We start from the raw sequence: 12,854 nt of genomic DNA on the forward strand, positions 1-12,854 counted from the left end.
GCTGCACCAGCAGGTTAAAATCAGGCAATTTGATTCTTCAATGGATAATGCGATGACTTTCAAGGTAACGGTGCAGCCCTCCGGGCATACTTTTTTGGCAGAGGCGAATGAAACGGTGCTGGAGGCGGGTTTGCGCCAAGGCGTGGCTTTGCCATATGGCTGCCGGGGCGGGGTGTGCGGTTCGTGTGCCGCAACGGTGCTGAGTGGTCAGGTGCATTACCCGTTTGGTGAGCCGCAAGGGCTGGCGCCTTACGATGAGGAGCGCGGTAAAGCCTTTCTGTGCATGGCGGGGGCGTTGAGCGATCTGGAAATTGATTCCCCGCGTGTGGGCACAGAACCGGATATTGAAATCAAGGCGTTGCCGGTGCGGGTCGAAAAGCTGCGCAAGCTGGCGGATGATGTGATGGAACTGACCCTGAAATTGCCTGCGTCGGAACGTTTGCGCTTTTTGGCGGGGCAATACATCGACATTTTGTTGAAAGATGGCAAACGCCGGGGCTTTTCGTTGGCGAATGCGCCGTTTAACGACCAGTTTCTGGAATTGCATATCCGTCATGTGCCAGGTGGGTATTTCACCAATCATGTGTTCAATGAGATGAAGGAAAAGGCGTTGTTGCGGATTGAGGGGCCATTGGGCAGTTTCTACCTGCGCGAATCAGAACGTCCGTTGATCCTGATGGGGGGCGGTACGGGGTTTGCGCCACTCAAGGGGATGCTGGAGCAGATGATGGCGCAAGGTTTGGAAAAGCCGGTGCATCTGTATTGGGGCGTGCGTGCCAAGGCGGATTTGTACATGGATAACGTCATACGCAGTTGGGTTTCTCGCCACCCGCACCTGACTTATGTGCCAGTGCTGTCCGAACCGCAGCCGGAAGATCAGTGGCTAGGGCGTACTGGTTGGGTGCATGAGGCCGTGGCGGCTGATTTCCCGGCGTTATCCGGCCATGATGTGTACCTGAGTGGCCCACCGCCGATGGTGAATGCTGCCAAAACCGCATTTTTGGCGCATGGCCTGCCAGAAGCACAACTGTTTTACGATTCGTTTGAGTTTAGCCCTGATACCCTCAAAGCCATGCAGGAAACACAGCCATGAGTGAACACGAAGCGGGTTTTAGCTTGCACCCGCAATTGGCACAAGATACCCATTTGGTGACGGATTTGCCGCTGTGCCGGGTATTGTTGATGGATGAGTCGCGTTACCCGTGGTTCATCCTCGTGCCACGCCGTGCGGGTATTCGTGAAATCCATGAATTGACGCCAGCAGAACGCCAGCAGTTGTGGGCAGAGTCGGATCAGGTTAACCGTGCTTTGATGGCATTATTCCAGCCTGACAAGCTGAATCTAGCGGCGTTGGGGAATATGGTGCCGCAATTGCACTTGCACCACATTGCTCGCTTTCAGCGTGATGCGGCTTGGCCTGCACCGGTATGGGGGAAGTTTGTTCCAGAACCTTATGCTGCTGGAGCCGCAGCGTTACGTTGCGAGGCGATGCGCTCGCAACTGTAACGCCGAGGGGATGAGCTTACGCTTTATGCTTCGCTTCAATCATGTCATGGATGATCGGGTTCAGGATCAGTTCCATGGCCAGTACCATTTTGCCACCCGGCACGACGATGCTGTTACGGCGTGACATGAAGGAGTCGTGAACCATGGACAATAGGAATGGGAAGTCCACATTAAAACGTTTCGGGTCAGCGAAACGGATGATCACGAAACTTTCATCCGGTGATGGAATATCACGCGCAATGAACGGGTTGGAAGTATCCACGGTCGGCACACGCTGGAAGTTGATGTGGGTGCGCGAGAATTGCGGGGTGATGTGGTTAATGTAATCCGGCATCCGACGCATGATGGTGTCAACGGTCGCTTCCGGTGAATAGCCGCGCTCGGCGTGGTCACGGGAAATCTTCTGGATCCATTCCAGATTCACGCTGGGTACAACCCCAATCCCCAGATCCACGTATTTAGCCACGTCGTAGCCGCCGTATTTCTTGTCGGCGCTAGCATCTTTTACCAAGCCATGCAGCCCTTCGTAGAACAGGATGTCAGTCTTGGGTTCGGTATCTTCCCACGGAGTGAATTCGCCAGAACTCGCATTGCAAGCCACACCCAAATCCGCCAATCGCTTGACGTGATGCGCGGCTTCAGCATCGTTGTGCAAGTAGTAACGCTTTTTGCCGCTGCCGGTTTCGCCGTAGCTTTTGAACAGGGCTTCCAGTGAGTGGAAGTCGTTGGCGTGTGGGCCAAAGTGGCTGAAATTACTTTCTACTGCGGAGCGCTGCTTGAATTCAGCACGGGTAACGCTGTGGAAGCTATCGCCTTCCACCACCGCTGCCGTGATTTTTTCACGGAAGAAAATGTGCTCAAACGCGCGTTTGACGAAAGTGGTGCCAGCACCTGAGGAACCTGTTACAGCGATAACTGGGTGTTTTTGGGACATTGGAATTCTCCTCTCTAGAATGTGAATGCGCAATCGACCAACATTCTAACTAAATGGGCGGCTTGCCTGTATATGCCTTTCGATAGGGATACCCCAAGGCCATTGTCACTCAATCTTAATATTAGCTTAATCATGAGCTTAGGCAGGTTATCCCCAGAACCTGTGGATAACTATGTGGAAAGTTTTGTTTGAAGGGGTCTACAGGGCTTGTTTTATAAGGATTCTTGCCACATTGTGCAAAAAAACAACAATAAAAAAAGACTTATAAATCATTGTCTTGTAATTTTCCTAGTGTTTTGCGCCAGTATTGTTTTGTTTAAGATCAATTTTTTCTGTTTGTTGGACAGGATGTGCATAACTCTAAAAATTTTCCGTAAAAAGCCTTGACACAAGATGTAGTGTGACAGAGATTTTTCCCACACTAGAAGCATAATACGTGGGGATCCGCTATCATTACCGCCTTTCCAATTACTTAGCCCCTATTAGTTATGAAGCAAGCTCAGCCCCGTGTCGGTTTCGTTAGTCTCGGTTGTCCCAAAGCATTGGTGGATTCCGAACGTATCCTTACCCAATTGCGTGCCGAAGGTTATGAAATCAGCGGTAGTTACGATGATGCCGATCTGGTGGTGGTAAATACCTGCGGTTTCATTGATTCGGCGGTGGAAGAGTCGCTGGATGCGATTGGCGAAGCTTTGCATGAAAATGGCAAGGTGATCGTCACTGGCTGTCTGGGGGCAAACGCCGACAAGGTGCTGGATGCTTACCCTAACGTGCTGGCGGTCAGTGGCCCCCATGCTTATGAAGCGGTCATGCAATCGGTACACGCGCATCTGCCGCCGCTGCATGACCCGTATATGCACCTGATCCCGCCACAGGGTGTGCGCCTGACGCCGCGCCATTACGCTTACCTGAAGATTTCGGAAGGTTGTAACCACCGTTGTTCCTTCTGCATTATCCCGTCATTGCGGGGTGATCTGGTGTCGCGTCCGATCGGTGATGTGTTGCAGGAAGCTGAAAATCTGGTGAATGCCGGTGTCAGAGAATTGCTGGTGATTTCGCAAGACACCAGTGCTTATGGTATTGACGTGAAATACCGTACTGGTTTCTGGCAAGGCCGCCCGATCAAAACCCATTCCCAGCAGTTGGCGGAAGCCTTGGGCGACATGGGTGTATGGGTGCGTCTGCATTATGTTTACCCTTACCCGCACGTTGATAACCTGATTCCGTTGATGGCGGAAGGCAAAATTTTGCCGTATCTGGATATTCCTTTCCAGCACGCCAGCCCTTCGGTGCTGAAAGCCATGCGTCGCCCGGCTCATGCAGAGAAAGTCTTGGATCGCTTGAAGAATTGGCGTGAAACCTGCCCGGATATCGCGGTGCGCAGTACCTTCATTGTGGGTTTCCCCGGTGAAACCGAGGACGACTTTGAGATGCTGCTGGACTTTTTGCAGGAAGCGCAACTTGACCGAGTGGGCGCCTTCACGTACTCAGCAGTGGATGGCGCACCCGCCAATGCTATCGACGGCGCTGTCCCTGAGGAAGTCAAAGAGGAGCGGCTAGAACGTTTCATGGAAGTACAGGCTGACATCAGTGCCGCCAAGCTCAGCCGCCTGATCGGTAAAACCATGACCGTGCTGGTGGATGAGTCCGGGGATGGGCAAAGCATTGGGCGTACTCACCGCGATGCCCCTGAGATTGACGGCGAGGTAATCATTGAAGGGGTAGAATTGCCGGTAGGGGAATTTGCCCAAGTGCGCATTACTCACGCTGATGAGCATGACCTATGGGGGAAAATTTAATCATTATCAATAAGATAATTTAGTTTGCCCAGATTGTTCTATTTATTTGCTCTGCGAGTGAACTCTCGGGGGTGAGAGTTGACTAAAAATAGAACGATCCAAGGATGGCTGATCTTAAATAGTTACCGATTTGTTCAGTAAGTGATCATTGTCGCAGTGCTATAGTGCTGTGTATAATACACATGAATCAATTCAATTAATGGCTATTTGATAAGGCACCGATACAAGGGCTGATAAAGATGATTAAGATATTCAACAAATTATGTGGTTCTATCGTGGAGAACTTGCATGATGCGCTACCCGTGCTGCTCATTGTTATTTTTTATCAAATGACTATTTTGCAAATCCCTATCCAAGAAGTCATGGGTATGTTGGGTTGGGTGTTGTTTGTGTCTTTTGGTATCGTAATGATTCTATGAGCACAACATTCATATTTAAGACAAACTAAAAAACCCGCCGAGGCGGGTTTTTTATTTTCTCAGCAGCTAGCCTGTTTATTGTGCGCTGGCAACATTGTTCTGAGCGCCGTAGTACACCCATTCTACTAGGTCATCATGCGCTTCCTTGGCGGTAGCGCGGATATTGGCATCATTGTGCAGCAAGGCAACCACGTAGGTTTGCCCGTTGGCGGCAGTCAAATAGCCTGCCAATGCCCGCACATTACGCAAGGTGCCGGTTTTGAACTTGCCGCGCCCTGCGAGGTTTTTCAGACGATTTTTCACCGTACCATCAGTGCCGAGCACCGCCATCGAGCGCATCAGATCATCACGGTAAGGGCTGTTGTAAGCGTCAACCAGCATTTCGCCCATTTCACGGGTTGAAATACGTTCTATCCGGCTGAGGCCAGAACCATTCTCGATTTTCAGGTTGGAAAAGCGCAGGCCACGGCTTTCCAGCCATTGCCCGACCGCGCCAGCACCTTTCTGGGTGGTTCCCGGTGCGCCGAATTGCTTGGCACCTGCGGACAGCAGTAATTGACGCGCTTTGACGTTGTTACTTTCCTTGTTGATTTCAACAATGATGTCACGCAGTGGCGCTGAATACTGGGTATTGACGAGTTGCGCCCCACCGGGTAGGGATTGCACTTGTAAGCCACCATTCATGCTGCCGCTCATTTCACCGACCCAGATGCGCCAGAAATCGGCGAACAGGTTGGCATTTAGGTCGCTGCCATTACGTGGCTTGATGGGGCACATGCGTTGAACTTGACCGGCTTTGTTGCGCATTTCGTAACAACTGCCGCGTTCGTTATAGAGCAGTGCTTCTGGTTGGGCGTTGTAATCTGCATTCGCATTGCCGTCAATCGCCGCCTGATAGGGGACATTGAAGTAGCTTTTGTCGACCACGAAGTTGCCGTTGATATTGCGGATACCCCGCGCCCGCAGGGCTTGCAGCAGTTGGCGGAAGTCCTGTTCACCGAAGTTGGGGTTGCCGTAACCTTTGATGATGACATCACCTTGCAAGGTGTCGCCCATCTGGTTGCCTGCCGTGTAAATTTCGGTAGGCCAGCGGTAGTTCGGCCCCAGCACACCCAGTGCGGTATACGTGGTGACCAGTTTCATGGTGGAAGCCGGGTTACGCGGTGTGTCGGCATAGGCTACCAGCAGTGGTTGGCCACCGCTGACCGGGCGGACATACGCGCCGAGGTTTTGTTCTGGCAATCCGCGCAGGCGTAGGCTGCTGGCAATATTATCAGGCAAGCGGTTGAGTTTGCCGGAACCACGGTAAGTTTTGTCGCCACCCGCAGAGCTGAGGCGGGCTGGCTGAATGCGTGCCGCCGGTGCGCTGGCTACCCGGCTAACCTGAGCGACCTGACGTGGCTCTTGGCGGTAGGCTTGCGGTTGGGTATTACGCGCTGGCGCTGGTGATTCGGCTTCCCCAAATAGCTCTGGTTGAGAGTGTGTGTTAGTGCTGGCTAGTGCAGTGTCTGGCTGGACGTTCTGTGAGCTACACGCCGCCATCGAAATCGAGAGCACTAATAATGTGCCAAGGTGCAAAATTCGCATGGATTTCCCGTTTTTCATATTGCCGTACCTAATGAGTTTAGCGCCCCGTTTGCCAACAGGTTAGATAAAAAGTGATTATTGTAAGCCCAGTTATCGTATAAGTCTTTCATGACGTGCATAAATAGAAACTTAACTTACCCAGAAAATTCAGTTTTTCTTACAAAATAACTTGACATGGCTATTTTTTATAGGGTTTTACAATGCTTGACAGCGTGTTATTCTTGGCAACGACTCAAACTATCGTTGGAGGATGTCTAAAACAATGAAAATAGTACAACAAACCGGACTGTCAGGTTGGTCGCGCCGGGTTGGAATTGGCATGACGGCGTTGGCTCTTGCAGTCACATTCAGTTTGCCAACGTCCGTTGCTGCGAAGGAAAAAAAATCCTCCAGTAAAGTGACAGAACACAAGAAGGCGAGCAAGAAAGTCAGCAAAAAACCCCGCAAGCCTAAGGCAGTAGTAAAACGCCCCAAAACGGCTAACAAGGCTGGCAAAGTTACCAAGACAACGGTAGCCAAGACGACCAAGGTTAGCAAAAGCAAGGTTGTTAGTAAAAAGCCTCGCAAGCCTGCGCTGAAGCGGGTTAGTTACCAGCCGACGAAGCACTCATCCTCGTTGGTTTGGAAGTCATCCCAAAAACCTAAACAGGCTTATTATGTGATGCCAGCTTCGTTTTCAGGCGATGTGGCTAAACCTCAACAACCGCCCAAGTACCTGAAACCTGCCGTAGATCCTGTAAAAGCATCTACCGCCTCCTCCGATCAGATTCCCGAATCTGGCAAGGCTCACCAAGTGGGGACGGCCTCTTATTACAGCGATAACTTTGATGGAAAGAAAACGGCTAGCGGCGAGCGCTTTGATCAGGATAACCTGACCTGTGCCCACGGTAGCTTACCGTTTGGTTGTCGCATTCGCGTGACCAACCTGCGCAACAACAAAGCCGTAGACGTTAAAGTCAATGACCGAGGTGGTTTCAGCAAACGGAGTAGTCGAGTCGTCGACCTGTCGAAAGCGGCCGCAAAAAAGATCGGCATGATGGCAACCGGTACAGCCAAAGTGAAGGTTGAGGTATTGCAATAAACCATCACCGAAGGCTACTTTCACATAACCGTGGGGTAGCCTTTGTCTTAGTTACGCTGTTTGTCGGGTTAACGCTACTGACAGTTTACTACGCAGTACGGCAAAGTGCCGAACAACGTTTGCGCGAAGAAACCTTCGCGCTATCACAACAGTTGGTCGGGCAGTTAACGGCTGAATTGGAAAAACACCGTTACCTGCCTGAATTATTAGCGAAAACCCTTGATCTGCGCCCCGTGTTAAGCTCCCCTAGCCCTGATCCTGCCGCTTTGTCGGCTCTTAACCGAACCTTGGAAACCGCTAACCGTATCGCGGCGACCGCCAACATTTACCTGATGCGTCGGGACGGTACTACCCTTGCCGCCAGTAACTGGCATACAGGCGCGTCATTTGTGGGCAAGAACTTCGCGTTTCGCCAATACTTCAAGCAAGCTATGCAAGGGCAGTTGGGGCGCTACTACGCATTGGGGACGACTTCCAAAAAACGCGGTTACTATTTCGCCCATGCGGTGAATGATGCCGCTGGCAAGCCATTGGGGGTGATGGTGGTGAAAGTCGACATCAATACCCAAGAAGAACAATGGAAGCAGGAAAACGCTGATTTCATGGTGACGGATCGCGATGGCGTAGTATTTATGTCCAGCCAACCCGCGTGGCGCTTGCATTCCTTGCGCCCCTTGTCTGAAGCAAAGCAAACCGCCCTGTACCAAAACCAGCGTTATGACCAGCAAGTGATTGAAGCATTGCCGGGACAATGGCCGCTTAGCCCGGCGACCGAGTGGCAACAAGTACCTGTTGAGCAGCAGCAATCGTTGGTGCACAAGCGGGCGATGGCTTTTATTGACTGGGATGTCTATGTCCTTACTGATTGGAGTAGCGTCACCCGTAGTGTGCTGATAACGGTGCTGTTAACAGCTTTTATGCTGCTGCTCACCCTGTTGCTGCTGTATGTTTTGTGGAAAAACCAGCGCCAACGCCGTGACTACGAGCAACAAGCCCGTGAAGAACTTGAAGCCAAAGTGGTCGAACGTACCCGTGAATTGCACCGCACTCAGGAAGAATTGGTACAAGCCGCGAAAATGGCAGCACTGGGGCAGCTTTCCGCCGGGATCAACCACGAAATCAATAACCCGCTGACCGCGATTCGTGCTTACGCCGACAATGCCACGCAATTCCTCGACATTGGCAAGCCGGACATTGCCCGCAGCAATCTGGTGGAAATCGTTGGCTTGACCGAACGCATGGCCGCGATTACCCGCCAACTCAAAACCTTTTCGCGCAAAAGTGCCGGGCAGATTGAAACTTGCGATTTGCACCGGGCGCTGGATTCCGCCCTCAGCATTGTTCAGCCGAAACTCGCGCAAAGCCGAATTGTGCTGGAACAATACCGTGCCGAGCAGACCCGTTACGTGCAGGCCGATCTGGTGTGGTTGGAACAGATTCTGGTCAACCTGTTGAGCAATGCCGCCGAAGCGGTGCTGGAACAGGATGAACAGCGCCTCTGGATTCTGGTGCAAACGGCAGATGGGCAAGTCTGCGTCAGTGTACGTGACAATGGCGCGGGGATTAGCGAAGATGCCATGCCGCATGTATTTGAAGCCTTCTTTACCACCAAAACCATTGGTAAAGGTTTAGGGCTGGGCTTGTCGATTTCCTACCGACTCGCCCGCGACATGAATGGTCATTTGAGTGTGACGAACGCCCCGCAAGGTGGCGCGGTTTTCACCCTAACCCTGCAACAGGCCGCTGACGGAGGTCAAGCATGATCGCGCCCAACATTATTCTGGTCGATGACGAAAAAGCCGTGCGTGATTCCACCGCGCAATCGCTGATGCTGGCGGGTTATGAGGTCGAAACCTTTAGCAGTGCTGCCGAGGCTTTGCACAAAATCACGCTGGAATTCGAGGGTGTGATTATTTCCGATATCCGAATGCCGGAGATGGATGGTTTGGAATTCCTTCAGCGTGTCTTGAAAATTGACCGTGATTTGCCGGTTATTTTGATCAGTGGGCACGCCGATGTCGCCACCGCCGTAGCCGCCATCCGCAAGGGCGGCTATGACCTGCTGGAAAAGCCATTTTCCAGCACCCAATTGGTGGAAGTGGTGAAACGCGCCGGTGAAAAACGCCGCCTGACGCTGGAAAACCGCGCCCTGAAAGAGGCACTGGAAAACCAGACCCGCCCCGGCCCGCGTATTATTGGGCAAACGCCCTCGATCATGAACTTGCGCAAAATGATTACCCGCATTGCCAACGTTAACGCGGATGTGTTGGTCATGGGGGAAACCGGCACGGGCAAGGAACTGGTGGCGCGTTCCATCCACGAGCAAAGCCTGCGCCGTGATCACAATTACGTGGCAATCAATTGCGCGGCGATTCCCGCCAGTTTGCTCGACAGCGAATTGTTTGGGCACGAGGCGGGGGCTTTCACCGGGGCGCAAGGCAAGCGAATCGGCAAGTTTGAACACGCCAATGGCGGCACGCTGTTTCTGGATGAAATTGAAGGAATGCCGCTGCTGACCCAAGCGCCGCTGCTGCGGGTATTGCAGGAGCGCAAGATTGAACGGCTGGGTTCTAATAAGCTGATTCCGCTTGATATTCGCGTAATTGCCGCCACCAAGGTCGATTTGAAAGGGGCGGCAGAACGCGCGGAATTCCGGCAGGATTTGTATTACCGCTTGAACGTGGTGACGCTGGAAATCCCGCCGTTGCGGGCGCGGCGTGAAGACATTCCGCTGCTGTTCCAGCATTTTGTGTTGATTGCCGCCGCTCGCTGTGAAACCGAAGTGCCGCCACTCAACAGTCAGGCGCTGCATGTGTTGATGGGGCACGACTGGCCGGGCAATATCCGTGAATTGCGCAATATTGCCGAACGTTATGTGCTGCTGGGCGAAGCTTACAATTTCGACTTGGCGGTGCTGATGAATGCGGGTGACAAACTCGAAGGCTTGTCACTCACCGAACAAGTGGCCTGTTTTGAGAAAACCCTGCTGGTGCAAGCGCTTAACCACCATCAGGGCAATACCCGTGCCGTGATGGAAGCGCTGGACTTGCCGCGCAAAACGCTGACCGACAAGCTGAAAAAGTACGGGCTGGATCGCGAACAATTCCGGGAGTAACGATGACACACCGCACTTGGTTCTTGCTGTTATTGGGTTTGTTTCTGGTGTGGGCGGTGGCGTTGGGGATTGCGCCGCTCTACCGCCACGATTGGCTGCTGGAAAATGTGCTGTCGCTGGCGGCGGTGATCTTGCTGTTCAGCACTCGCAAGTCGTTCACCTTGTCACGCCTTTCCTATGCCTTGATCTTTATTTTCCTGTTCCTGCATGAGCTTGGCACGCACTATACCTATGCCGAAGTGCCGTATGACCTGTGGTGGCAGAGTGTGTTTGGCTATTCCTTGAACGGGGCGTTGGGGTTTGAGCGTAACCATTTTGACCGGCTGGTGCATTTTTTGTATGGCCTGTTGCTGGCGTATCCGGTGCGGGAAATGTTTATCCGCGTGGCTGATGTGAAAGGCTTTTGGAGCTATTTCCTGCCGCTGGATTTAACCATGTCGACCTCGATGCTGTATGAACTGGTGGAATGGGCGGTGGCGGAAGTGTTTGGCGGCGAATTGGGCATGGCTTACCTCGGTACGCAAGGTGATGTGTGGGATGCACACAAGGATATGGGGCTGGCAAGTTTGGGGGCGCTGCTGGCGATGCTGATAACAGCAGGTATGAATGGGTGGCTGCAACGCGATTTCGCCCGCGAGTGGAACGAAAGCCTGCGCGTCAAACATGCCGAGCCGCTGGGGGAGGATGAGATTCGGCGGATGTTGGCGGAGGCTGACCGTGGCTGATTATTCCTGTTGTGGTAGGAACAATGGTGATGTAACTCGATAAACTCTTTGAAGTCGCGTTGGAACATCGGTACGGAAGCTCAGGTAGGATTGACGAAGCATTTCAACAGCATCCAGACGTTCAGCGATAGGTCGCGAAACCCAATATTGGTAGTCGGATGGTTGATCCTGGTTGGTGGTGACACGCACCACCTTCCTGATCATACGGGGTTCGCTGGTTGCTGTAATATCTGCCATTAGTGGGTGCTGTGGGTAGTGAAGTTATGCTCAATTATAGCATTCCTCACCCCTTCACACACAGCACCTGCTTCAACGTATGCATAATCTCCACCAAATCACTCTGCGCTTCCATCACCTTTTCAATCGGCTTGTAAGCCGACGGTGTTTCGTCGATCACGCTGGCATCAGTCCGGCACTCCACCCCAGCGACGGCGCGTTTATGCTCATCCAGCGACACGCGGCGTTTCGCTTCAGTGCGTGACATCACGCGCCCCGCGCCGTGGCTGCAACTGCAAAAGCTTTCGGCGTTACCCAAGCCGCGCACGATGTAAGACTTCGCCCCCATGCTGCCGGGGATGATGCCCATTTCGCCCGCCCGCGCACTCACCGCGCCTTTGCGTGTTACCCACACATCCTGCCCGTAATGGTGTTCCTTGCGGATGTAGTTGTGGTGGCAATTCACCGCTTCAACATCGGCAGAAAACGGTTTAGGCAACACCTCGCGGATTGCTTGCAGGGTACGCGCCATCATCACTTCGCGGTTGGCTTGCGCGAAATCCTGCGCCCACGCCACCGCTTCGACGTAATCGCGGAAATGCTCGCTACCTTCGGGGATGTAAGCCAAATCCTTGTCCGGCAGGTTAATGAAATAGCGTTCCATATCCCTTTTTGCCTGCGCGATGAAGTGCGTACCGATCTTGTTACCGACCCCGCGTGAACCGCTATGCAGCATCACCCACACGCTCTGGGTTTCGTCCAGACACACCTCGATGAAATGGTTGCCGGTTCCCAGCGTTCCCAAGTGGCTCAGGTTATTGGTATTTTTCAGGAACGGGTGCTTTTCGCACAAACGTTGGAAACCGTCGCTCAAAGTCAGCCATTTATTCAGCACATCATCGGGCGCATCACCCCAGCTTCCGGGGTCACGTTGACCGCGCAAGTTTTCACCGCGCCCGTGCGGCACACGGCGTTCGATCTGGCTGCGCATCGCCTCCAGTGAATCGGGCAAATCGCTGGCTTTCAAAGTGGTTTTTGCCGCCATCATCCCGCAACCCAAATCCACACCGACCGCCGCCGGAATCACCGCGCCAAGGGTCGGGATCACGCTGCCGATGGTCGCGCCCTTTCCCAGATGCACGTCGGGCATCACCGCAATCCATTGGTGGATGAAGGGCATCTTTGCCATGTTCAGCACTTGCTGTTTGGCATTGGCATCGAAGGGTACGCCTTTTGTCCACGATTTAACGGGGGCGTGGCCTGCTTCGTGGAGGACTTCATAGTTGCCGGTAGTGGTCATCGTGTTTTCCTTGTTGCATTTCTCGTTGTTTGGGTTTTGGAGAGGGCGTATTGCATACGCCCTCTTCGGCTGATTAAAGCAATAGCTATGCCAAGATAAGAATTTTTTCATTAAGTAATTGTAAAATTTGAAAAAAACGAATTATTCTGATTTGGCCGTGATGTTTTGCTAA

General features: G+C 52.7%; 10 protein-coding genes. 7 read left to right on the forward strand and 3 right to left on the reverse strand.

All coding sequences use genetic code 11. The features are described from left to right. Nucleotides 1-52: 52 nt before the first annotated feature. On the forward strand, nt 53-1,093 hold the full coding sequence (locus J9253_RS17715) for a CDP-6-deoxy-delta-3,4-glucoseen reductase (protein WP_028489685.1): 1,041 nt from the start codon (nt 53-55) through the stop codon (nt 1,091-1,093). Next, entirely contained in the window at nt 1,090-1,506 is a 417-nt protein-coding gene (locus J9253_RS17720) for an HIT family protein (RefSeq protein WP_210222192.1), read from the forward strand. Before J9253_RS17715 ends, J9253_RS17720 begins: the two co-directional genes overlap by 4 nt. 16 nt (nt 1,507-1,522) lie before the next feature. On the opposite strand, the gene J9253_RS17725 is transcribed toward J9253_RS17720, so the two are convergent. Continuing rightward, entirely contained in the window at nt 1,523-2,440 is a 918-nt protein-coding gene (locus J9253_RS17725) for a phosphoribulokinase (RefSeq protein ID WP_210222193.1), read from the reverse strand. A 488-nt stretch (nt 2,441-2,928) separates the two neighbouring features. On the opposite strand from J9253_RS17725, the gene rimO reads away from it, so the two are divergent. Further along, nucleotides 2,929-4,239, forward strand: a complete 1,311-nt coding sequence (gene rimO, locus J9253_RS17730) for a 30S ribosomal protein S12 methylthiotransferase RimO (RefSeq protein WP_210222194.1) — start codon at nt 2,929-2,931, stop codon at nt 4,237-4,239. A 494-nt stretch (nt 4,240-4,733) separates the two neighbouring features. Here the strand turns inward: rimO and J9253_RS17735 are convergent, their stop codons facing one another. Then, nucleotides 4,734-6,263, reverse strand: a complete 1,530-nt coding sequence (locus J9253_RS17735) for a D-alanyl-D-alanine carboxypeptidase/D-alanyl-D-alanine-endopeptidase (protein ID WP_228291421.1) — start codon at nt 6,261-6,263, stop codon at nt 4,734-4,736. Nucleotides 6,264-6,507: 244 nt separating this feature from the next. Between J9253_RS17735 and J9253_RS17740 the strand changes: the two genes are divergently transcribed. The 4 genes from J9253_RS17740 to J9253_RS17755 all read left to right on the forward strand — a co-directional run bounded on the left by J9253_RS17740 (nt 6,508) and on the right by J9253_RS17755 (nt 11,166). Beyond that, a complete protein-coding gene (locus J9253_RS17740) occupies nt 6,508-7,326 on the forward strand; it encodes a septal ring lytic transglycosylase RlpA family protein (protein ID WP_210222195.1) in 819 nt (272 codons plus the stop codon). Between the two features lie 119 nt (nt 7,327-7,445). Then, a complete protein-coding gene (locus J9253_RS17745; RefSeq protein ID WP_210222196.1) occupies nt 7,446-9,089 on the forward strand; it encodes a sensor histidine kinase in 1,644 nt (547 codons plus the stop codon). After that, nucleotides 9,086-10,441: a sigma-54-dependent transcriptional regulator gene (locus J9253_RS17750; RefSeq protein ID WP_210222197.1), complete on the forward strand. Its 1,356-nt coding sequence runs from the start codon at nt 9,086-9,088 to the stop codon at nt 10,439-10,441. Before J9253_RS17745 ends, J9253_RS17750 begins: the two co-directional genes overlap by 4 nt. Nucleotides 10,442-10,443: 2 nt before the next feature. After that, nucleotides 10,444-11,166, forward strand: a complete 723-nt coding sequence (locus J9253_RS17755) for a DUF2238 domain-containing protein (RefSeq protein ID WP_210222198.1) — start codon at nt 10,444-10,446, stop codon at nt 11,164-11,166. Between the two features lie 283 nt (nt 11,167-11,449). On the opposite strand, the gene J9253_RS17760 is transcribed toward J9253_RS17755, so the two are convergent. Further along, nucleotides 11,450-12,682, reverse strand: a complete 1,233-nt coding sequence (locus tag J9253_RS17760) for an RtcB family protein (protein WP_210222199.1) — start codon at nt 12,680-12,682, stop codon at nt 11,450-11,452. Nucleotides 12,683-12,854 lie beyond the last annotated feature (172 nt).

Origin of the sequence: Thiothrix litoralis, from assembly GCF_017901135.1 — a bacterium.
Taxonomy (GTDB): Bacteria; Pseudomonadota; Gammaproteobacteria; order Thiotrichales; family Thiotrichaceae; genus Thiothrix; species Thiothrix litoralis.